We start from the raw sequence: 22,820 nt of genomic DNA on the forward strand, positions 1-22,820 counted from the left end.
GAGTCGAGGAAGAGTCGACCTAGCGAAGATTCTTCAAGAACTGATAGGAAGGAGCCGATGCGAGGCGAAAACTCGAGAGCGGATCGGCGATCGATCCGCTCCGCTTGGATCAGCTCAGCTCTCCGTCTTTCTCACAGCGGCGGCGAGCGGCCGCAGGACGGCCAACATCGTGTTGAGATGGGCGAGGCGAGGCCCGAAGCGGTCGACGAAGTCGGTCAGTGCGAAATCGCCGTCAAGCAGATTCTCATGGTGGTCGGAGACGTAGTTGGCGAGCTCACCCATGAGTGCGGCGTGAACTTTCTCGAGGTTGCCAAGTGATTCTCGGCAGTGCTCGAGTACCGGTTCGTGCCCCGTCTGCCACCGTTCGAGTTCGGCAATCTGTCGAGCGCGTTGCTCACGGTTGACCTGTGCGGCTTCCCGAGCGAGTTCCAGTTGCTGCCGCTGGTTCTCGAGAATCTGACGTTGAATCTCAAGGGTCTGATTTTGCAGGTTCACCAAGAAGTGGAGCAGCGCGACCGGGTCATTGTAGTTGGCGGCGGCCGGCACGGGACCCTGTCCAGTGGGAGAGACTTCCATCCGGTATGTCCAGGGCGGCGACGATGGGTTCTCGCGTGAAGACACCCCAACCTCCTTCACTCGTTTCGGGACGGCATCGACCGACGGTCGGGTTGTCTCCGCACCATCCCCACACCCATGTGGTTAACATCGAGTATACGCCACGACTTCCTCGTCGCACAGGGCAAGCGCTCGAGCAATCCGGAAATCGTGGCTCGTGGAACGGAGAACGACCCAATCGTACTCAGTCGATAGGAGGATTCGCAGGAATCGAACGATTATTCTTCGTTCACGCGGTGAGATGATAAAACGCATCAGCGAGAACGTCGACGATATCCCCGGCGATCGTCCCGATCTCACCGTTCTGGTCGCGGGCCATGTCACCGGCCAAGCCGTGGATATAGACGCCGAGCTGTGCGGCCTCGAACGCGGGGAGTTTCTGTCCGATCAGCGCGGCGATCACGCCGGTGAGGACATCGCCCGCTCCACCCGTCGCCATGGCGGGGTTGCCGGTGGAGTTGACATAAATCCGAGCGCCGTCGGTCACGATCGTTTTCGCCCCCTTGAGGACGACGACCAAGTTGTCGGCCTGGGCAAGAGCCACGGCGTGGGTCTCGCGATCGGCCTGGATCTCGGCGACGGTCCGCCCGGTCAGCCGAGCAAACTCACCGGGATGAGGCGTGATCACTGTCGGCCGCTTGAGATCAGCCAGGGCGTCGGTCTGGCCGGCCAGAGCATTGAGCGCGTCGGCGTCAACAACCGTCGGGAGGCTGACCGATTCCAAGACCCAGCGAACGAGGTCGCGGATCCCCGCCGACTGGCCGAGTCCGGGACCAATCGCAAGGACCGTGGCTCGTTCGAGCAGGGTTCCCAGCGCCTTCTTCGCGGGTTCGAAGCGGATCAGGCCCTCTTCGTCGTTCTCCAAGGGGTAGGTCATGTAGCTGGGTTCGAAGCTCGCGACGGTCGGCTGAACTTCAGCCGAGCTGGCGACCCGAACGAGGCCCGCCCCCGATCGGAGCGCCGCGACGCCGGCCAGACCGGCAGCGCCGGCCATTCCGCGCCCACCCGCCACGACGAGTACCGAGCCGTACAGCCCCTTGTGTCCGTCTGCCGGACGTTTCGGAAGAATAGGAAGAGTGTCAACCCGCTCAAGCGTCATGGACGGAACCTCCGCGTGGTGTAATTTGTGTCTGGGCTGAGCATCTCGCTTGCCCAGCCCGCCGGGCGATGAGACCCGCGACGTGGCCTCCCTTGAAGCCGGCGTCGATGTTCACTGCAACAACATTGGATGCGCAACTATTCAACATCCCAAGCAAGGCGGCCAGTCCGCCGAAACTGGCCCCGTACCCCACGCTGGTGGGAACGGCGATCACCGGGCAATCGACCAATCCGCCGACAACGCTCGGCAAGGCCCCTTCCATCCCCGCGACGACCACAACGACATCCGCACCGCCCAGAGTGTCGAGCTTGTGCAAGAGCCGATGAAGCCCCGCCACGCCAACATCGGCCAAAAGCGTGACCTCGCAGTTCCAGGCCTCCGCCGTCACCCTGGCCTCTTCGCCCACCGGCAGGTCACTCGTGCCCGCTGTCACGATCGCAACCTTACCCAAGGCAGGCCCGGGGTCGACGGCCCCTCGAATCCGAAACGTTCGCCCGAGTGAATTATGTTCCCCATCGGCAAAGACCGTCTTCAGGTGGACTGCGGTCTCCGGCTCGACCCGCGTGACCAGCCCACCTTGTTCGTGCTTGAGCAGAACCTTCAGTATGCCCTCAATTTGCTCCGCGGTCTTGCCCTGCCCGAAAATGACTTCAGGAAATCCGCAACGAATCCCCCGGTGCAAGTCGACCGACGCATAGCCTCCGGCGTCCTCAAACGGAACCGTGCGAATCTTCTGAGCAGCGGCCGTCGGCGAAAGTTCGCCGGTCCGCACGCTTTCCAGCAATGACCTGAGCTCGTGTGAGTCCATGAATTCATTCCAAGATTACTCGTGCGGCCCAGACAATGAGGGCTCCCGCATCGACTCTACTTGTAACCCGGCACGCCACGATCCGCAATCGACGCTCTATGGTTCTCCTCCGCCGAGAGGGCCGTTGGCCTCAGTCGCCCACCCCCCGGTTCGAGGACGGAGCAACAAAAACGCCAAGGTCTCGCACAACGGCGGAGAAGCCGCTCTCACGATGACCTGCCCCTCGCTGGACGGTCACGTCGGATTGCCGGCAGAAGGCGGGATCCAGAGATTCGAGCGGATCGATTCAGCCGCTCTCGCAGGCCAGAAAAAGGCGAGCCTTATATTATGCAACCCCGGAGGTGCAACCGTCCAGAGCTAGGGGTGCAAGACCCTGGAATCGAGAAAAGCTCGAATCAGGATTCATTGCAGTCCCGGAGGGACAACACGACCACGGCCGGATCACGATCAGGGTAACGTCGAATAGAGCACGATGTTGGTGGCAATCCGCAAGGCGCTCTCATAGCTATACCCCTTGCAATCCAGCCCCTGGTGCCGCTCAAGGGCACATCCGAGGTCATACTTCGAGTAGATGACCGCCCAATGGCCGTCAATCTTGATCCCCTCGAGTTGGGGATAGTCGACTCCGCCGCCGGCCGCCTTGGTGAAATGGACGTCAGCGAGGTCATAGCCGACCTTCTTCGAATAGATCTCGTCGTCTCGAGGGATGGGGACGAGGGGGGCGTTGGGAAGCAAGGTGGCGACGAACGTGCGGAACGAGACGTCGAACGCCGGGCTCCCGCACGCGGCATCGGCGAAGAGTGTCCCCCCACCCGGCGTGAGGTGGCGGCGAATCGCGTCGATATCTTCCTTCGCGTAGGTAAACGCCGCGCGGCCGTGGAGGTAGATGAGCGGGAAGTGGACGATGTTTGGATCGTTGGGAAAGAGCTCTTTGTGATTGATCACGACGTCAAGGCCGGTCTTCTGCCTCAACGAGGTGGTCAAGTTGGGAATCGCCAATGGGGCCACGTTCCAATCGCCCGCATGAACCAGCTTGGCGATATGCAAGGCCCCCCGCCTGGGGCTATCCGGCTTAAAGTCCTTGACCTCGCGGACCGCCAACTTGTCGGCCGGAAGCTCACGGCCGGTCGCGTAGTCGACCACGTTCTGGCCGACCCGCAACGCCTTGATCACGGCCGGGTTCGCCGGACTATTCTCCGCCTGGTTCCAGTAGCAGGACAGATCCTCGGGCGAGTAGATCACGACCGTCCGGCAGCCGTGCTCGATCCCCCAGAGCGGATGAACGTCGGGACTTAGCAGGTGCCGGGCGCGCCAGACCGCGTGCTCCTCGGCCAATGGGTGAAGTTTGTACTCTTCCTCAGGAAAGATTTCCTTCATCAACTCGCGAAATCCTGAGTCGAACTCTTTCATGCCACAACAGGCCTCGGCAAAAATGAAACCTCCCTGTTCGACGAAATCGCGAAGATTCTTCTTCCCCTCGGCAGTGAACTCGGGGGCTTTGTGACCGTTGAAGTAAGCGATGGGCGCCTGCATCATGTCTTCGACGGTGGAAACGTTCGGATCCACGATCTGCCAGGTCAAGAGTTGGCCGCCTAAGAGGGGCTTCCAGTCCCGGGAGACGACCCCCACCAGATTTCGGATATCGTCGGCGTCGTTTTCCCAGTCAGCCTTGGGTCCGTGGCGCAGCTTGTTGATCAAGACGGGCGAACGCCCCTTCGCCAGGAACAGGAGGGAGAAGCTGGTCGCGACCACCGGGTCCTGTTCGAAGATCGCGCCACGCCAGAAGCCCCGGAGTGGGTCCTGATCGTGGACCAGTTTTTCGGCCCCCTCGCGATACCAGTCGTGCTCGCCGAAGAACCGCCGCCCGGTCAGTCGGCCGGCTCGTTCCATCCCGTAAAGGTAATAATAGCGCCATTGCTGCCCGTGCCCGAAGTTTTCGCCGACCCGAAAGTGGTTGGCCATCCAGTCGATCCCTCGCATCAGGTCGACATTCAGCCCCCCTTTGCCGCAGTTGTGGATCTCGTCGCCGACAAGGGTCTCCTGCCCCTGGTAGCGCTTCAAGCCCGTGATGATCAGGCTGGAGATCCCTGCGCTGGTCATGCTCCCGGATGCGGGAGAACTGGCTTCGGGCGTGTACGCCCAGCCGCCGTCGCGATGCTGGCAATTCTCCCAATAGCTTCGCGCCAGAGTCCAGACATCGGGGCGGACCGGGATCCCGACCTCGTTCGCCGCATGGAGGCCGAGTAAGGCATACTGAGAATTCGAGTTATCGCCATTCCGGTTCTTGATCACCGAGTAGGTCCACGACCCAGGCCAGTTGATCCGGTCGTTCGGCCGGATCTGGGCTCGGGTCAGCCACTCGACGTTGGCGACGAGCTTCAACTGGTCACGCTCGGGCTCGGCCGCTGCGAACACCATGGTCTGAAGCGAAACAGCGTAGGTGCTCTTCAATTCGTCGGGACCGAAGTTGCGCAAATACCCCAGTGCTCGACGAATCGTCAGCGAGTTGACCGGCTCTCCGGCCGTCAACAGCGCCAAGGTCACCAGGCTGGTCGAACCGGTGTGCGCATCATTGTCGACGTCGCTCCACGACCCGTCGCCACGCTGCTCTTGCTTAAGGAAGCGAACTCCTTCGCGAATGGCGCGTTCCACCTCTTCCCGCGTCACCGCAGCCTGCGCGGGTGTTGTCACGATCGGCCCCGTATAGCCGACGATCCCCAAGACGATCGCGAGGACTCGCCCGATTCGCGACATGATCGAAAACCTCCCTGGCCGAGCGACGGGGGTCGAGAGACGCGTCAACGCCCCTGTTTAGCATGACGCGCCAACCCGCAAGGCGGCAAGCCGGGATCCGGCAGGGAGTGGTGATTTCCTGGAACGTATTAAAGGGAGATGATCGCGACGTGGATTGAGGCGAGGATTGTGCACAGAGTGTGACCGCGACCGAAAAGGCTCATGCTCGTGCCGTACCGCGAGCGCGGACGGCGAGACCAGCTCGCCGCCCGCATCGGCTCGTCAGTTCCATGCGATCCGGCTATTGCGAACGACAAGTCGTGCCAGGAGGGCAGCGGGGGCACGCACCAGTTCGGGAACGTGAAGGCGTTCGATCGTGTCGGGCTTGGGATCCGAATTGATCACGGAGTAGAGGGTGCGGCCATCGGCGGAGAAAATGGGGGTCATATGAGACTGATTGCCCGCGATCGTGTGTCTCCGCAATTCGTCAACAATCGGGGTCCCAGTCTCGGAATCAATCTCCAGCGGAGCCACGTGCAAACCCCAGCCGGCACGTCCCTCCACGCGAGTCAGGTAGGCCAGGGTGAACTCCGCCCCATTTCCGGCGGAGTAGATGGTCGGGAGGGTCTCGTCAGGACGGGGACTGTCGCTGACCGCCGCCGTTTCATCGTCATGCCCGATCAGCCGGCCCGCCCGGACGATCTCCGTCCCTTTCGGGTTCAGTTGCAGCCAGCCCAGCCGACTGCGCATCTTCAGCTTGCCCTCCGCGTCCCTGACCATGAAGGTGAGCGAGGCAATCAACCGATTCTTGAGCCGAGGATCCGTCGGCCAGATCGGATCGTTGATGGAAACCGGCATTTCGCCGGCCGTGGAGGTCTTCCAGACCAACGGAGTCGGGCTGCCCCCCTCCACCGGCGATGCGGACGGATCTATTTCCTTCTCAAACGTGTAACGGTAAAGCTGACCATCTCCCGCCGCGAACACGACGCTCAGGGGATCTTCCGGGAAGAAACAGGGACGACTGACCGGCATCACATCGAGCTTGACGCGCTCGAGAGCCTTTCCGCTGGGGAACTTGAAACGACCCAAGCCACATCCCTGGCACATACCGTCATCCGCTTTCGAGCGACCGAGCCAACGTCCGACGACATATGACTGCCCCCGGTCGTTCTCCCAAGGGGAACAGGTCGCGCTGTCGAAGGAATCCGCCCCTTCCAGCTTGACGTCGGAAAAGAGACCGGTCACAGGGTCGAGTAGTCGAGGAAGTCGATCATAGCTGCGAAAGTGATATCCATTCACAGGCACAACATTGGACGGCTTCAAGATTCGGAACCGCGCCTCTTGGGGAGCGAGACGGTTGATCCCGATCGCGGTGATGCTCGAGACGACCGCCAGGTAGATGAATCCGCGAAGCAGGCCATTCAGTGAAAAACTCATTGCTCAGCTCCCAACAAATTTCGTCGAATCGTTCCTCCACGGCCTGATCTGCAAATGCGCCGAGGGAGTCGAGATCCAAACGCTCAATTGTCAGTGAATTCATTAAGAGTCGGAGTTGGACGCGCGACGTTTCCAAGGATGGAGTGAGAAAATTCAAAGTTGAACGAGCGAACAACTGGCGTGGAAAGCGCTGAATCCCCAGCGCTCAGTCGTTCCGGAAGCTCGTAAGACCAAAGAGGTTTGATCGAAGGCCAAGAGAACCAGGCCCAGGATCGGCGGAGGTCGTCAGGAGATCACCTTGACGTTCGCCAACGGGGGAGGGACGAACCGAGGTTGGTCGGGGAAATCGAGCGAGAGGAGAGTAGGGGGCGGTCCACCGTCATCATTGTCCTCATGGCGTTCACCCACGGCAACAGTCAGTACAAAGCCAGCATCGGCTGTCAACTCGTTAATGCAAGTCAGAGACCAAGAGTGGGAGCGCCACGTCCGATTTGCCCAAAAGAGGGAGGAATTCGCGTCTTCCTTTCCGAAGGTTTCTTCTTGCATGCCAATTAGTTAGCAACGATGACGTGATCGCTCGGACGAATGTGATTCCACCTCCGAATCTCGTCGCTCGCGGGGAGGACTCCGTCGCGATGTTCAGCATCTCACGCTGACCGAGTAGGCAGTGTTGCCCGAACCAGCGACGAAGCGAAGCGACCGCCTCCTCAACCCTTGAGCCGGACTGTTCGTCCACTCGTGGCTGGTGTAGGCTGGATGATCTCAAGAGAGCAAAATCGCCTTGGGAGTGGGAGACGCTCACCTCGATCATGTGCGGCATCGCCGGTTTCGTGAATCGTGACAACAAGCCCGTGGATCCCGCCGTGCTGGCGAGGATGACGACAACGCTGGCGCATCGAGGCCCCGACGGCGAGGGATTTCTGGTCGAAGGCCCCGTGGCGCTCGGTCATCGCCGACTCTCGATCATCGACCTGGCCGGTGGCTCCCAGCCGATGGCCAACGAAGACGAATCCGTCTGGGTCACGTACAACGGTGAGATCTACAACGAGCCCGAGCTCCGGAAATCACTCCAGGCCCGGGGCCACATCTTCCGCAGTCAATCCGACACCGAATGCCTGGTCCATCTCTATGAAGAGCACGGGGCCGATTTCGCTCAGTTCTTGAATGGGATGTTTGCCCTCGCCCTCTGGGACAAAAAGCGAAACCGCCTGGTCCTGGCCCGAGATCGGATGGGGCAGAAACCCCTGATCTATGCCCAGACCGCTTCCGGCGGCCTCGTTTTCGGCTCCGAAGCCAAGGCGCTCCTGGAACATCCCGAGATCTCTCGACGTCTCGATCTGCCGGGACTCGCCCGCTATCTTTTTTATGAGTATATCCCGGCTCCCTATTCGATCTGGTCTGGCCTTCGCAAGCTGCCGCCCGCCCACGTCCTGGTTTGGGAGGGAGGCGAGGCCCGAGTCTCGCGGTACTGGACGGCTCCTGCCTCGCTTGAGGAGAGTGAGAGTCCGCCGTTCGACGTGGCCGCCGACCAGTTCTGGACCGACTTTCGGAGCGCGGTGGCTCGCCACCGTCGCTCGGATGTGCCGCTGGGGGTTTTCCTCTCGGGAGGAATCGACTCCTCGAGCGTCGCGGCGGCTCTCGCCGAGTTGGAGCCGGCTCAAGGCATTCACACGTTTTCGATCGGATTCGCCGACCCGAGCTTCGACGAGAGTGCCCACGCTCGACTCGTCGCCCGCCACCTCGGTACGAATCATCACGAGCGAACCTTCGCCGTCGAGGCCGTCCAGGAACTCTTGCCCGACGTCGCAGGCTGGCTCGACGAACCGTTTGGCGACGCGTCGATCTTGCCGACTCACCTGCTCAGCCGATTCGCTCGCAGTGAAGTGACGGTGGCACTCGGCGGAGATGGCGCCGACGAGTTGCTCGCGGGATATCCCACCTTCGTTGCCGAACGCGCCGCGGACCTGTTCCGCCGGCTCCCTCGTGCGGCCCGAGCCTTGGCCGGGGCCGCCGTCGGCCGGTTGCCGGTCAATCACGGGAACATCAGCCTCGACTTCCGACTCAAACAGTTCCTCCGAGGAGCGGCTGAATCGGCCCCGCTGGCCCATCAGCGCTGGCTCGGTTCGTACTCCGGGGAAGAGATCCAGCGACTGCTGATCGCGGGCGAGACGATTGACGTCGAGGCGGAGCATCTGCTCCGGGCAAGCGGGCTCGTCCCCTCGGCCGACCCACTCACTCGTTCCCTGGCGCTTTACCAGGACACTTACCTCCCCGACGATATCCTCGCCAAGGTCGACCGAGCGAGCATGGCCTGCGGCCTGGAAGTCCGGGCCCCTTTTCTCGATGCCCTACTGGTCGACTCGATGCAAACCCTCCCCCCCCGCTTCAAGTACGGGCGCAATCAGACCAAACGGCTCTTGAAAAAGGCCGCGTCCGGCCGACTCCCCGCGACGATCCTCGAGCGCCCGAAGAAGGGCTTCGGAATCCCCGTGGCACACTGGCTCCGCGGTCCTCTGGCCGGCTTGCTCGGCTCGTTGCTCAACCGGTCGCGACTGGAACGTCAGGGCCTGTTCAATCCTCGCGAAGTCGAGCGACGGATCAGCGAGCACGCGGCCGGCGTCCGCGATCACCGGAAGCCGCTCTGGACCTTGTTGATGTTTCAGCTCTGGTACGACCGCTGGCACGGGTCTTGAGGGTTGAGTGATTGATCGCGATCAGAGGATCGCGTACCCTGTCGCTCCTCAAATGGGTTTCCAGGATCGTCGCCCCTTTGGGGAGTCGGCATTGGGCCATTGGGACGCTTATTAACGCACAATGGGGCAACCCAAACTTTTGAAAGAGCGCGAGGACATCGTCATCCTGGTTCGCCATTTGCCATCAAAACCAAAGTGGACTCCGTTCGATACCGCCGCTCATCGTCCTGGGATCGGGGAAATCGGAGCAGTCGGGACATCCCTCTTGGCCACCCGCCGGAATCGCCCCTGATGCGAATCCTTGTTGTCTCCGATATTCACGCCAACTGGTCAGCGCTTGCGGCGATCAACGAACCGCACGACGTCTGCCTTTGCCTGGGTGATCTCGTCGACTACGGCCCTGACCCCGCGCGCTGCGTCCGCTGGGCCATGGAGCACGCTCGCTATTCGATCCGAGGCAATCACGATCATGGCGTCGCCCAGGGGATCGCCGTCAGCGGCGAAACGGGGTATCGCTACCTCACCCGGGTCTCACGCCCGCACGTCTGGGATGCCCTTGGTTCCGACGAACGGCGCTACTTGCTGCAACTCCCCCTCACTCAGCGGTTCACGCTCGGCGGGCGCCGGTTCTATCTCGTTCACGCAACCCCGCGCGACCCCCTCGACGAATACTTGATGAAGGACCGGCTGCTCTGGGCCAAGCGGGTGCACAATGTCGATGCCGACATCGTTTGCGTAGGCCATTCTCATATGCAATTCAACCTGTCGGTCGACGGGACCGTCGTGCTCAATCCGGGAAGCGTCGGCCAGCCGCGTGACGGTGACCCGAGAGCTGCGTACGCGGTGATCGAAGACAACAAGGTGGAGCTCAAGCGGGTGGAGTACCCCATCGAGGAGACGATCTCCCGGATCGAAGCCACGAGCTTACCCGATCGCGCAAAGCAACTGATGAGCCACTCCCTCCGCACCGGTCGGTTGCCCGACGCCTCGGCGACCCTCGAGAACCCCGATGAGGATCCGGCATGAGTGACCCGCCGGAGGGACGTCTCCAACTCCTCGGGAACCGATCCGGGCCGGCGTTCTCCCTCCTGGCTGCGAGGCAAGTCGTCGTCGCCCCGCGCTTTCTCCCAGAGCGATGCCGGCCCTCGGAGCCTCGTCATGTCAACGCGTGACTGGCTCTTGATCGCAGTCACAGCCGTCGCGCTCACTCCGCTCGCCTTTTTCACGTTCCTGCCTTGGATCATTCAACCTCTCTTCCGACTTCTGCTCCTTCCTCATTATCGTTTGCGAATCGAGGGGCAAGACCATGTTCCCAGAACGGGGCCGGTCCTCTTCGCAGCAAACCACGTGAGCTGGATTGATGGATTCATCCTGGCGGCGAGCTGCCCGAGGCGCGGGCGCATCCTCATCAATGCCGACTTCCTCCGTTGGCCGCTGCTCGGCCTGATCGGCCGACGAGCCGGCTTGATCGCGGTCCCTTTTTCCGGTGGCCGCACCGTTCGAGGCGCGATCCGGGCCGCTCAAAAAACGCTCGACGATGGCCAAGCCATTGGGCTCTTCCCCGAGGCCCAGATCACCCGGACCGGCTTGCTCGGGCCCTTTTACCGAGGCATCGAGGTCATCCTTGCGGAGCACGACTCAGTTCCGGTCATCCCGGTCTTCCTGGACAACCTCTGGGGCAGTTTCTTCAGCTTCTCGGGGGGCCGATTCTTTCGCTCGCGTCCCAAGGCGAGGAGGCGAACCGTCAACGTGGTCTTCGGCGCTCCGGTTCCACCGCCAATCACCAAGTTCGCTGTCCGGCAGGCCGTACTCATCGCAGGAGTCCGCGCCTGCGAGCTTCGCGGCAGCCGCCCCTCTCCTCTCGAGTCAATCGACCCCGCTCTCCCTCACCTCACTCACCCAGAGCTCGGCCCATTAACGGGTTCAACGCTCGATCTGCACATCGGAAACGTCCACCAAATCGGACACAAACCGGGCTCGGTGGGCCTTCCCCTCCCAGGTGTCGCCCTCAGGATCGTGGGAACTACCGAAGCCGCCCTCGCACAGGAACAGCAAGGACGGCTACAGGCGCTTGTCGCCGGTCGCCAAGAATGGCTCGACACCGGCTTCCAGGCCCGCCTCGACCACGACGGCTTCCTTTATCTCGGCGCAACGGCACCAACGAAATAGCGGCAAACCGCTTTCGTCATTGATCCGGCAATTCTTTGGAGGATCTTGGGCGGACCGCGATCAACCAAAACCCGCACGGCCGGGCCGGCCGTGCGACTCCATGAAGCCACTCGATCATAATACGAGAACATTTAGACTTAGACGCGATTCGAAATCAATGAGTTGGAGGCAGGAGGCGGGGAAGAGGCGGAGACAGCCGTTCGGCTCGGTTCCTCCGTTTCGCTCTGCGGCTTGGCATCGAGCAAGCGTCGCATCGCGGCTTCATAACCGACGATTCGGATATTTTCTAAGATGCGAGTCGCCCGCGAACAGCCAATTGCATGCGCAAGATCAAGGATCTCCCGTTCTTCGGGAGAGAGCGGATCCGTCGTGATGGCAGGATCGTTTTCCAGAGTGTCATCGGCCAAATAATCAAGTGAGACACCCACCGCCTTGGCAAGCCGGAAGGCGTTCTCCAAACCGGGTCGAGATTTCCCGGCAAGAATTCGCGAGATTTCCGAATCGCTGACCTTGGAGATTTTCGCCAGTTTCTGGCCATTCAGGCCCCGGCGAACCATCTGGCCGAGAAGCTTTTTCTGAAGTGGCGAGGCCTTGTCGGCATCCATGATCGAACGTCCTCGATGTGCCAACATCTCGTGAAAAAGGAGCTTTTGGATGCCCCAAAACTTACTCTACCACATTTCCCGATCCCGAAAACAGTCCCATCCTGAATTAGCAAATTTTATCCTATAAATCGGAATTTACTTGCGAACGACGAACAAAACGTACGATCAACGCACGCTTTCCTTGAGTCGATGCTCAGGCCGACGGGTCCCGACCAGGAGGGGTCGACTCAGTCAGTCGTAAGGGGGATCGAGATGACGACACCGATGCGGCGAAGCGCATCAAGTGCCGAAATGTCAATATTACAGGGCGTGGGGAACGCCGATCGGTGAGGCGTTCCGGTTTCCCGTCACGAGCTTCGGCGAACGACGTATTGGGTCAGGCTTCGCAGAACCGACTTCGCATTCGACTCGGAAAGGTGATCGAGCGCGGCATGGGCGCGCTCGGCGTGTTGTTTCGCACGAGTCCAGGAATACTCCAAGGCGTCGGAGGAATCAAGATAGTCCCTCAGACTCCGTCGATCGGGTTCGGGTTCGGCGAGCAGTCGCCGGACGGGAGCGGCGGTGGAGGGCGGGGCGGTGGCGAGGAATCGGATGAGGGGCAGGGTGAGTTTCTGCTTCTTGAGGTCGGTGCCCAGGCTCTTCCCTGTATTTCGCTCTTCGCCCCAGAGATCCAGGACGTCGTCGGCGATCTGGAAGGCAATTCCGAGGTCTCGGCCGTAACTTTCCATCGCCTGGACCACGACGCTGGAAGCCCCCGCATAGTGGGCCCCGAGCCGGCAAGAGACCGCGGTCAACTCGGCGGTCTTCCCCTGAATGATCGAGAAGTATGCATCTTCATCGAGGTCGAGATTTCCCCGATGGTGAACCTGCTGCATCTCCCCTTCGCACACCAGGTTCGTGGCATGGCCGATCCAACGGCAGGCCAAGGTCGAGTCGAGCGAGGCGGCGAGGTGGAACGCGTGTGTGAAGAGATAGTCACCGAGGAGAACGGCCGGTTCGTTGCCCCACTCAGCGTTGACCGTGGCCGCATGGCGGCGCACCAGGGCCTCGTCAAGAATGTCGTCGTGGACCAAGGTGGCGGTGTGGATCATCTCGACCACGGCGGCGAGGACCGGGTGGGACTCATTGAGCGAGCCGGCCGCGCGAGCCGTGAGCAAGACCAGAGCCGGTCGCAGCCGCTTCCCGCGGTAGTCGGCACAGTGGTCGACGAGTTGTTGCACAAACGGGAATTGACTGCCAAGTTCGGCTTCGAAAATTCGCTCGGATTCGGCCAACTGGTCCACGATCGGCGCATAGACAGCCGCTAGTTTCCCGTTCGCTTCCTCAGGCTTCATCAGTGATTGCGACGACATCCCGCGGCTCCCAATGTCACAACAAGCGTTTCATCTCAAGCAAACAACAAGGAAGATTCGGCTGGTCTTTTGAGGTCCGATTGACACTCGAACTCTCGAAGAACCGAACCCGCCTTGCTGCCTTTAACCGAACTCAGGTTGGCTCGCGACGAAAATGGCCGCGCCGACCACCGGACTTCTCTTCCAGGCGAACCGAGTCGATCACCATCTCACGATCCACGGCCTTGCACATGTCGTAGACGGTGAGCGCCGCAACACTCACTGCGGTCAAAGCTTCCATCTCGACACCTGTCCGTGCACAAACTTTCACCACGGCCTCGATCCGGAGCGTAGCCGCATCGGTCGCGGTTAAATCGAGCTGGATGCTATCCAGGCCGAGCGGGTGACAAAGCGGAATCAGGTCTCCGGTTCGCTTCGCCGCCATGATTCCGGCCAGCCGGGCAACTTCAAGGACATCCCCCTTGGCCATCCCACGGTCGAGAATCAGGCGGAGCGTCTCCGGCCGCATCCGTACCAGGCCGCTCGCCCGCGCCAGTCGTTGGGTCGCCTCTTTCTCCGAGACGTCCACCATCCGACTCGCTCCCGAGTCGTCGAAATGGGTCAGTCCGGACATGCCAACGGCTCCTCGTTTCAATTTGTTCTGAACGTATTTTACAAATCGCCCCCCGTATGGCTAGGGACAATCCTGAATCAAGGTCGCGAACGAGCCGGGGCGCGGTTGGCGAGGGGATGCGGGGCAGGGGGGGGAAAGTGCCAGATTGCCGAGAGCCAAACACCATGTCGGCCCTGGGAAAAGACCGGACGCGATTGACTGAGCCGTGAGCGCAGCTCGGGACGCCAGTAGGCGGTTCTTCTCGAGACAACGACCCATTCGGCCTGGAGGGCGGCATCCTCGTCACGGAGGAGGACCGGGCGCTGGCTCATGGCTCGGGTGGTGCTGGCAATCCCCTGGCCGGGATAGAGCGTGGGCGCGAGTGCCGCCGAACCTTCAGGCCCGGCCTCACGCACCAGGCGGTCGAGCAGGACGCGGTCGACCGCGTCGTTCCAGTAGGTCAGCTCGAGCCCCAACCGCTCAGCCCCAGGGAGTCCGCCAACCAAGGCATTATAGTAACTCAGGCCGAACGGGTGCGTGGTCACCATCCCGGTCCCTTGGGCCAGGAGGAAGAGGCCAAGGAGGCCACGGAGCCAGGTCTGGCGGGGGCGATGATGCCAGGCGACGGCGAAACCTCGGCCAATCAGGATCGCCCAGAGCGGAAAGACAAGCAAAAAGAGGCGTTCACCGTCATAGACCGGGATTCGAGTGCTGAACAAGACCAGGAAAAAGACGATCGAACCCGCAAGCAGGAGGGGGAAGGGATCATGGCGTCGATGCCGCCAGCCATGAGCCAACCCCAGAAAGCCGAACAGGTGGAGACCGATCGGCACCGTGGCCGCGAAGTAGAACCAGGGGTAATGCCAGGGGACGTCCCGATCGAGGTAGACCTGGCCGAAGTAGAGGACGCGGAGCGTCGCTCGCTCCACGCCCGTTCCCCAGTACGCGCGAAGTCGATCGAGCGAATGATACCAGAGCCAGGGCCAGCCCAAGACGAACAGGGTTAGTCCGCTCCCCCCCCAGATCGCCAGCAATACCAGGGCTCGAGTGAGCTTGACTCGGGTCAGGGCCCAGACGAACAAGATCGGTGGCAAGAACCAGGCGTGGATCTTGGTCAGGAGAGCCAGCCCAAAGGCGAGCCCGGCCCCTGCCATGGCAAGGGGGGCTCGTGGATGCTCCAGGCCCCGCTCGGCCCTTAAGAGCGCATTGACCCAGAAGAGGCAGATGAAGGTGTCGAGCGCCCCGAGATGCGCGTGGGCGAAAACACGGGGCATCAACAAGAGGGCGACACCGGCCGCCAAGCCGGCGACCCGCCCCTGCCGACGGCCCGACGCGTGCACGACCAGGCCGATCAGAATCGCAAACGCAAGCGCCGGAGCGAGGCGAGCGGCATGGAGGTAGAGCCCGACCGGATCAGGCCCTCCCATCATCACAATCTCCAGCGGCGCACCCAGGGTCGAGGCAAGGCCAAGCAGCCAGCGCCCGAGCGGTGGGTGCTCGGCATTGTCTCGGAAGACAGCCTCGACCACCTCCGACGTGAAGAACCGCCAGCCCTTCGCTTGCAAGGTCGCGATATAGGTGCGCCCGGGGCGCACATCGAGCGGCTCGTCGATCGTGATCCCGGGGCCGCCCAGCGTCAGCACGACGGCAAGACCGGCCCCAACCGCCGCAACAACGGCGAGACGTCCGACACTCCAAAAATTTGCCGTCCGAGCGCGTTCGGATATCACCGGAGAGGGTTCGCCCATGAATTGGGACAGGAGCAAGCATGGCCCAGAGCCAAAGTTCGACCCGCATCCCCGTCATTATGAACGATGGGCAGGAACGGGGCGACCCAGCAGTCGAGCCCAGCCCAATCCGAACCAGGCCGGGCGCCAAAAAAATCGAGCCCGAGGTTCGCCCGGCGCAACGCCGGGACGAACCTCGGGCTCGATCATCGATCAAGCAGACGGGGCGGGGGGGCGATTCAAGGCTCGTCGGCCTTCTTCTGGGAAATCAGACGACGCACTCGCTCGGCGAGCAGAGCACCATCGAACGGTTTCTTGAAGGCGTCGTTGAAGCCGAGTGAGTAGAGTTCCTCGCTCGGTTCATCGCTCGTCAGAGCGACGAGAATCGTCGAGATGTGATCCGGGCTCTTGCGAAGGTTCTGGGCAATCTGCCCCGCTTCGATCCGGCCTACGGCCAGGTCGATGACGATGCAGTCGGGGTGGAAGCTTTCGGCACGGATGCCGGCTTCAAAACCCGATGCCGCCGTCTCGATCCGGAAATCGTCGCCTTCGCGAAGTTGCTCGCGGAGGCTACCCAGCATCGGGGCATCGGCGCCCACAACCAGGATTTTGTGATAGACCTCGGCTTCGAGATCTCCCAAGGGCATTCCATGCTCCTTGAGGAACCGAAGCAGATGCTCGCGAGGGATTCGACGGTCTTGCGAGCCGGGAATTCGATATCCACGCAAGCGGCCCGAATCGAACCACTTGCTAACGGTCCGGGGCGCGACTTTGCAAATCTTCGCGACCTGACCGGTTGTAAACACTTTCTTCATCGTCGAGGACTCCACTCGCCCAATTTTCGGTGCGAGACCTCGGAGGTTGCCTCACCCCTCCGGATTGACCCAATGTCGGCGCGGTGACGGTCCCGGCTCTGCAGCATTGCTCCGACCCGCCTGAACGGACGGACCTGCCGAAAAGACGGCGATCGTAATGAACGCTCCGACCCCGCTCTCGTTCCCTGCCAGACTCGCTACCGAAACGGTCATCCACGATATTCAAAGTACGTCGTGAACGACCGTTTAGATCGCAAGCAGAACCCAGGTCGGCAACCCAGGCCCCATCGACAAAGTCCGAGACACCTCCCGCTGTTCGCGGGAGGTTGCCCGGTCTAGGGCCACCAAAGAGGTAATCACTCGCCTCCTTGCCGTAGCGAACCTGACCGTCAAGACTATTTTTCGAGCAAAACGGCGTGTGACTTTAGGATGGACCAGGACTAGCTCGACTAAACGAACAAGTCCTGGCGAAAAGTCAATCTGCGAGAAATCTCGAGATTGAAGAGGAAGGGCTAATTGGGTGGATTTTATGGCAGGCGGGGCAAGAATTTCAACGCAATCAATCAGCTAGTTTTCCCATTTTACCGCCGACGGAGACGATCGAGGAGGCTTCGCTTCTCAGTGGTCTCCTGAGACGACTTTTTGATCGCCTCGTCCGTCTTGGGCGCATCGGCCTTCGGTTCGTCCTTCTTGGACTCGGCCGGCTTCGCGTCGTCCTTGCCCTTCTCGCCGTCCGTCTCCTTGTCCTTGTCCTTGTCCTTCTTGGGATCCTTGCCAAAGAGTCCGAAGAACCGGCGACGGGGGACCTCTGCGCTGGTCTTGCTGACCTCGTCGTCCTTCTTGGTCGTATCCTTGCCGAGGATCGCGGCCTGCAAGTAGTCGGTGGTCGGTACGGGGACGGCGTCGACGACCAAGGGGCCTGGCAGGTTCTTCTGGCGGGCCGCCCCCTGGAGGATGGTGACGATGTCGGGATACTTCGCGCCGAGGCCGGCGGTTTGGCGAATGACGTCGTCAATGTCGAGGGAGGTGTTCACCTTGGCATCCTGGTCGCCCTCCCGACCCGTGCCGATCTTGCTGATCTGGAGCGCGTGGTCGCCGTCGGCGGCGTTCAGGAGGATCGGGCCATTGCCCAGGACGATCGGGGTGAGCATCCTTTGTCCGCGTCCGAAGACAACGATCTCGCAGCGTTTGGTTCGGGCGAGGTGGACCAACGGGGGGCCGTCGGTATCCACAACGTAGAGCGAGAACGGATCGGCCCGGTGAGAGCGATGGGAACGCGAGGACCAGGAAATCGCCATCGGTATCGTCTCAGAGTCGTCGGAGTCGTCCTTGGGATCCTCGAGCACCTTGACCCGGCCCAGGAACGGATCGCTCTCGTCGAGCGTCCTGAGCGCATCGAAGGCACCGTAGCGGACGGGGATCTCGGGGACCTCCATCAGCTTGACCAGCTTCATCCGGGACGCCGACTGGTCGGTCGCCGCCAGAGCCGCAAGCGCGAACGGGCGAAATTCCGCATTCTTGATCGCGTGGTCGCCCAGCACGTCGGCACCCGACGCATCGTTCAGGTAAGCGAGGGCCTCGGCCGCGAAAAACCTGACTTGCTCGTTGGGGCTGACCAGCCCTTTCTTGAGGGTCTCGATCGCCGTGACCCCAAGCCCTTCAAGCCGGAGCGCCGCGATTCCGGCCTTGGTCGGATCGAGTAACTCTTCGCCCCAGGTCGCCATTCTCATCTGAGTGAGCTGCGGACTCTCGACGAGCGGGAGCAACTTGATCACACGGAAATAACGGTTCTGATTGTGCTTGTAGACTTTGGGGACTCGGAGCTCGAGGAAGCTGTCGGTCTTGGCCGTCGCCATTCCATTGTGCTTGACCCCCTCGGTCTGGTGAAACCGATGGTTGACGACATTCTGGAGCATCTGCGAACTCTTGAAACTCTTGCGGTTTTCTTTGAGTTCGAGCCGGAACGGTGAATCTTTCTTCACCCGAGCCCCACCCAGCACGCGACCCACTTTGGGGTCATCGGGCTTGGCATCGGTCCCGATCATGACGGGCCCCTTCGCCAGGGCAAGCTCCTGACCTTCCTTGGGAGTTCCGCCAGCGATCGCCACTTCCTTGAGTCGGCACTCGACCAGATACCCCCCCGCGAGGCTCGTCGTGCCACACGCTGGAGGAAGCTCAAGTTCAACGTCGAGGCGGTCGTTCTTCGAGGATCCGGTCGGGATCGTCAGCCGCGCAATGACGATCGAGACGCTCGGGTCGGCCAGCAGCTTCTCCGCATTCTCAACCCCGGCCTTGCGCATCTCATCCACCAGCCGCTCGCGATACCACGAGGGGGGAGGCTCAGACCCTGTATTGTCGAGACCGACAACGAGACCGACCCCCTCCAGTCGCATGCTATTGTGGGAGGAGGTAAATATGGAGGCGAGGTTGGTGACGGTCTCCTCGACCTTAGGTGGCTTCTCTTGCTTCTTGAACGGCGAGCCAGCCCCAACGAGGGCCACTGCCGCGATCGCCCATAGGGCCAAGTAGGTCCTATTGCGCCTTGCGTGATACCGCCACATTTGGCCAGCCTCCTTGCCCAATCCATCGGGGAGAACCCCCGGCCAGGGCTCGAGAACCGAGCCATGACCTCCTCAAATCCATACCACCGCTCACGCCACATCCTTGTGAGGCTAACGGCGATCGGACTTTATTGTCTTCCGGAATTTGGGTCAAGTCCGAATCGTGACCCCTGCAAAAGAATTAGTGGAGCAACAATCGGAAAACCCGTCGCCCCGATTCTTGAGACTAATGAATTCGTTAGGATGGGGATGGGGGCAGGCCTTGTCCTCATGGTAGAATCGAGGATGAGTCGGCCCGGCGCTGGAGAGGAATCCAGGGAACGCGGGCCGAAGCCTCCGAGTTTGCCCGATGAACGCTGCCTCTACGATTGCTCCCGATCCCCACCTGTTGGCCGAAGAGGTTCGAGACCTCGCCACACGCGCTTATGAGACGTTGCACGATCCGCTGACCGATCCTCAAGAAACACGAGAACTGTCGGAACGCATTAGCCACTTGCAAGGCCTGATGGGCAGCATGGCCTCAAACGACCTCAGTCTCTGGCTGGAAAACTTGCGTCGCCGTGTGGACGCGCCGGCTTCACACGCGGTGACGACCGGATCAGGGATCCGACGGCTCGCTCCGTCTCCCTCCGAATGATTTCATGAAGGGCGTCTGCGAGCTCATTCGCAACGCAACGCCCTAGGCTCTGAATACGAGGGGAACACCATGGCCGATCCTTGTCCGGTTCCCCTCGCTCCCTCCTGATTTTTTTCCATTCCCGGAAAATCCCGGCACGAAAATCGCATCACCAATGGCTGGGGGTGAATGGTCACTCCATGCCAAACGGTTCGGGTGGAAGAACAGACTCAGGGCCGGAAGCTCCCGGACCGGGGCGTTCGTCCACCCGACCCGCATTGATTGGCGGATTCCGTCAACCAGGTCGTTGCGTTCCGAGACAATTTGAGGTGGTTCATGTTGACCAACCCGTCCGATCGTAAGGAGATTTCTCAAAACCTGAATGACGACGAGATGGCGATCATCGAGTTCTGCCGGATTCTCCACCTCGGCAAGGAGGAAGCTCTCAAGCGGCTCTCGATTCCCTCCTCATCCCTGATCCATCTCCACGGCCAAGAACTCGCGGCCAATCTTTCCAGCGCCACGAACGAACTCGCGCAGAGCGAGGCGGATCCCATCGCACTCTCCGGCCACGACGATCCAACCTGATCCCAATTGGTGACTGACTCGCGGTTCCAACCAACAGTGATCGCTCTCCGGCAGCGCCGACCAGGGCACGGGCCCGGATTGGATTCAAAGATTCAAATAGGTGGGGGGGAACCACATCGGCGCAATTGGCGTGGGACTGACTTTGGAATGCGAGTTTGCGGGGGATGCCGCCAACGCGGCCTGCCTCGCATCCCGTGGTCCTCAAGCCGGCCTCGTTTAACTTGAATCAGGGGGGCGGCCCGCTCTACAATAGTCGTGTCTCAATTCCGTCGGTGGCCTTGAGGTGGGAGACGGCCCCCGCTTCGGCGCTGCTCCTGTCTCGACTTATCTCCGTGGCGGTCTGTTTCCCCACGGGTTCGACACCCATCCTCAAGGGCACTCCACTGGCATGTCCACTTCCGGCGATCGGATCACGCACCTCCTTGATGAGTTTCGCCATTCACGCGATGTGATGGTGGCCGAACTGAACAAGGTCGTCATCGGCCAGCGCGACGTCATCGACCAGATCATGGCGGCGATCTTCACCCGAGGCCACGTCCTCCTCGTGGGCGTTCCGGGCCTGGCAAAAACGTTGATGGTCAGTTCCATCGCCAAGATCCTCGACGTCGGCTTCAAGCGAATCCAGTTCACGCCCGACCTGATGCCGTCGGACATCACCGGCACCAACGTCCTGGAAGAGCCCGAGGCGGGGCGCCGCGCATTCCGGTTCGTCCCCGGACCGATTTTCTCGAACATCATCCTGGCGGACGAAATCAATCGAACGCCCCCGAAAACCCAGGCCGCCCTCTTGCAGGCGATGCAGGAACGGGAAGTAACAGTGGGCCAGGAAACGCTTCACCTGCCCGAACCCTTCTTTGTTATCGCCACGCAGAATCCGATCGAACAAGAAGGAACGTATCCGCTCCCCGAGGCACAGCTCGACCGCTTCATGTTCGACATTCGGGTGGGCTATCCGACCCTGGAAGAGGAAAAGAAGATCCTCTCGTCGACCACCAAGGGAGAGACGGTCGAGCTCAAAAAGGTCCTTTCCGGAAAGGCGATCCTCAACCTCCAGAAGCTCGTCACCTCGGTGCCGGTCTCCGACTATACGGTGGAATACGTGACTCGCCTGGTCCGTGCCACTCGACCCAGCGATGAGAAGTCGCCCCCGTTCATCAAAGAGTTGGTTGATTTTGGGGCGGGGCCTCGCGCCGGCCAGAACCTGATCCTCGGGGGCAAAGCGATGGCGGCGCTGGACGGCCGGTTCAGCGTTTCGCTCGATGACATTCGTCGCGTCGCGATCCCGGTCCTCCGGCACCGAATCAGCACCAACTTCCAGGCTCAGGCCGAGGGCCAGACGACCGAGTCGCTGATCCGAAAGCTGATCGCCGAAGTCAAGGAACCCGAAGTGCCCAAGTATGACCGGAGAGGGACGAACTCCTGATCGCCCCTTGGCCGCGACCGGCAGAAATCCTTCCTCGATTCGCTGATCCGCAACATTGAGAGTGAGGTTTCCCCCGTGTCCAGCACGGCCGAAAAGTATTTGAAGCCGGAGGTGATCCGTCAGGTGGCGCGGCTCGACCTCCGCGCCAAGTTCATCGTCGAAGGATTCATCGCCGGCCTCCACGCGAGTCCGTTCCAGGGCTTCTCCGTCGAGTTCTCGGAGCATCGCAAGTACAGCCCCGGCGACAACATCTCTGACGTCGACTGGAACGTCTACGCCAAGACCGATCGCTTCTACGTCAAAAAGTTCCAGGCCGAGACGAACCTGACGGGCTATCTCGTCATGGACCTCTCCGGTTCGATGGGCTACACCTACCGGCAAGAACTCACGAAATTCGAGTACGGGATCAGCCTGGCCGCCGCGCTCGGCTACCTGATGATCCATCAGCAGGATCCGGTCGGTCTCGTCGCCTTCGATCAAAAGGTCCGCCAGAGCCTCCCTCCCAAAAGTAAGCGGTCGCAACTCGGCAACATCCTCTCCCTGCTCGCGAAGCTGCAACCGGCCGGCGAAACGGCGATCGCCAAGAGTCTCCACCAGGTCGCCGGCATGATCCGCCACCGCAGCCTCGTCATGATCTTCAGTGACTTGCTGGGGGACCCCGAACCGATCATCCATGCCTTGCACCGACTCCGCTTCGCGGGGCACGACGTCATCATCTTCCACATCCTTGATGAAGCCGAAGCCCTCTTCCCGTTCAACGGCATGCTCGAGCTCGAAGACAATGAAACGCACGAAACCTTGCTGGTCGATGCCGACGGAATCAGGGCCGACTACCTTGAGGAAGTCGCCTCATTTCAGGAACGGTTTCGCAAGGAATGCCGGAGCGCCCGCATCGATTACACGGCCCTGCATACCGGCATGCCCTTCGACAAAGCCCTGATGAGCTACTTGCTCAGCCGGCAGTCGCGTGGTTGAGTTCACCACGGC

General features: G+C 61.3%; 18 protein-coding genes. 7 read left to right on the top strand and 11 right to left on the bottom strand.

The window, feature by feature from the left end; all coding sequences use genetic code 11:
* Window positions 1-114 precede the first annotated feature (114 nt).
* The 5 genes from SINAC_RS13010 to SINAC_RS13035 all read right to left on the bottom strand — a co-directional run bounded on the left by SINAC_RS13010 (window position 115) and on the right by SINAC_RS13035 (window position 6,692).
* Window positions 115-621 carry a hypothetical protein gene (locus SINAC_RS13010; protein ID WP_237722538.1) on the bottom strand — a complete coding sequence of 169 codons (507 nt, stop codon included), beginning with the start codon at window positions 619-621 and terminating at the stop codon, window positions 115-117.
* Window positions 622-844: 223 nt separating this feature from the next.
* On the bottom strand, window positions 845-1,714 hold the full coding sequence (locus tag SINAC_RS13015) for an NAD(P)H-hydrate dehydratase (RefSeq protein ID WP_015246109.1): 870 nt from the start codon (window positions 1,712-1,714) through the stop codon (window positions 845-847).
* Window positions 1,704-2,522, bottom strand: a complete 819-nt coding sequence (gene larB / locus SINAC_RS13020; protein WP_015246110.1) for a nickel pincer cofactor biosynthesis protein LarB — start codon at window positions 2,520-2,522, stop codon at window positions 1,704-1,706. The genes SINAC_RS13015 and larB overlap by 11 nt, the downstream gene beginning before the upstream one ends.
* Window positions 2,523-2,969: 447 nt before the next feature.
* Complete coding sequence (locus SINAC_RS13030) at window positions 2,970-5,276, bottom strand: DUF4159 domain-containing protein (protein ID WP_015246111.1); 2,307 nt, start codon at window positions 5,274-5,276, stop codon at window positions 2,970-2,972.
* Window positions 5,277-5,537: 261 nt separating this feature from the next.
* Window positions 5,538-6,692: a hypothetical protein gene (locus SINAC_RS13035; protein WP_015246112.1), complete on the bottom strand. Its 1,155-nt coding sequence runs from the start codon at window positions 6,690-6,692 to the stop codon at window positions 5,538-5,540.
* An 809-nt stretch (window positions 6,693-7,501) separates the two neighbouring features.
* On the opposite strand from SINAC_RS13035, the gene asnB reads away from it, so the two are divergent.
* From asnB to SINAC_RS13055, 3 genes are all read left to right on the top strand, one after another.
* Complete coding sequence (gene asnB / locus SINAC_RS13045; protein ID WP_015246113.1) at window positions 7,502-9,385, top strand: asparagine synthase (glutamine-hydrolyzing); 1,884 nt, start codon at window positions 7,502-7,504, stop codon at window positions 9,383-9,385.
* Window positions 9,386-9,676: 291 nt separating this feature from the next.
* Window positions 9,677-10,411 carry a metallophosphoesterase family protein gene (locus SINAC_RS13050; RefSeq protein ID WP_015246114.1) on the top strand — a complete coding sequence of 245 codons (735 nt, stop codon included), beginning with the start codon at window positions 9,677-9,679 and terminating at the stop codon, window positions 10,409-10,411.
* 132 nt (window positions 10,412-10,543) lie between these two features.
* Window positions 10,544-11,554, top strand: coding sequence for a lysophospholipid acyltransferase family protein (locus SINAC_RS13055; RefSeq protein ID WP_157579430.1), 1,011 nt, complete (start codon window positions 10,544-10,546; stop codon window positions 11,552-11,554).
* 137 nt (window positions 11,555-11,691) lie between these two features.
* Here the strand turns inward: SINAC_RS13055 and SINAC_RS13060 are convergent, their stop codons facing one another.
* The 6 genes from SINAC_RS13060 to SINAC_RS13085 form a co-directional block, all read right to left on the bottom strand.
* Window positions 11,692-12,159: a helix-turn-helix domain-containing protein gene (locus SINAC_RS13060; protein WP_015246116.1), complete on the bottom strand. Its 468-nt coding sequence runs from the start codon at window positions 12,157-12,159 to the stop codon at window positions 11,692-11,694.
* Window positions 12,160-12,506: 347 nt separating this feature from the next.
* The gene (locus tag SINAC_RS13065) at window positions 12,507-13,511 is read right to left on the bottom strand and encodes a polyprenyl synthetase family protein (protein WP_015246117.1); all 1,005 of its coding nucleotides are present in this window, start codon (window positions 13,509-13,511) and stop codon (window positions 12,507-12,509) included.
* A 133-nt stretch (window positions 13,512-13,644) separates the two neighbouring features.
* The gene (gene moaC, locus SINAC_RS13070; protein ID WP_015246118.1) at window positions 13,645-14,124 is read right to left on the bottom strand and encodes a cyclic pyranopterin monophosphate synthase MoaC; all 480 of its coding nucleotides are present in this window, start codon (window positions 14,122-14,124) and stop codon (window positions 13,645-13,647) included.
* Window positions 14,125-14,201: 77 nt separating this feature from the next.
* A complete protein-coding gene (locus tag SINAC_RS13075; protein ID WP_157579431.1) occupies window positions 14,202-15,833 on the bottom strand; it encodes an ArnT family glycosyltransferase in 1,632 nt (543 codons plus the stop codon).
* Window positions 15,834-16,069: 236 nt separating this feature from the next.
* Window positions 16,070-16,645 carry a helix-turn-helix domain-containing protein gene (locus SINAC_RS13080; RefSeq protein ID WP_015246121.1) on the bottom strand — a complete coding sequence of 192 codons (576 nt, stop codon included), beginning with the start codon at window positions 16,643-16,645 and terminating at the stop codon, window positions 16,070-16,072.
* Between the two features lie 581 nt (window positions 16,646-17,226).
* Window positions 17,227-19,206, bottom strand: coding sequence for a flagellar basal body P-ring protein FlgI (locus SINAC_RS13085; RefSeq protein WP_015246122.1), 1,980 nt, complete (start codon window positions 19,204-19,206; stop codon window positions 17,227-17,229).
* 349 nt (window positions 19,207-19,555) lie between these two features.
* On the opposite strand from SINAC_RS13085, the gene SINAC_RS13090 reads away from it, so the two are divergent.
* From SINAC_RS13090 to SINAC_RS13105, 4 genes are all read left to right on the top strand, one after another.
* Complete coding sequence (locus SINAC_RS13090) at window positions 19,556-19,843, top strand: hypothetical protein (RefSeq protein ID WP_015246123.1); 288 nt, start codon at window positions 19,556-19,558, stop codon at window positions 19,841-19,843.
* A 315-nt stretch (window positions 19,844-20,158) separates the two neighbouring features.
* The gene (locus SINAC_RS13095; RefSeq protein ID WP_015246124.1) at window positions 20,159-20,410 is read left to right on the top strand and encodes a hypothetical protein; all 252 of its coding nucleotides are present in this window, start codon (window positions 20,159-20,161) and stop codon (window positions 20,408-20,410) included.
* Between the two features lie 451 nt (window positions 20,411-20,861).
* A complete protein-coding gene (locus SINAC_RS13100) occupies window positions 20,862-21,833 on the top strand; it encodes an AAA family ATPase (RefSeq protein ID WP_015246126.1) in 972 nt (323 codons plus the stop codon).
* Between the two features lie 75 nt (window positions 21,834-21,908).
* On the top strand, window positions 21,909-22,808 hold the full coding sequence (locus SINAC_RS13105; RefSeq protein WP_015246127.1) for a DUF58 domain-containing protein: 900 nt from the start codon (window positions 21,909-21,911) through the stop codon (window positions 22,806-22,808).
* Window positions 22,809-22,820: the final 12 nt, after the last annotated feature.

Source organism: Singulisphaera acidiphila DSM 18658 (genome assembly GCF_000242455.2).
Classification (GTDB): Bacteria; Planctomycetota; Planctomycetia; order Isosphaerales; family Isosphaeraceae; genus Singulisphaera; species Singulisphaera acidiphila.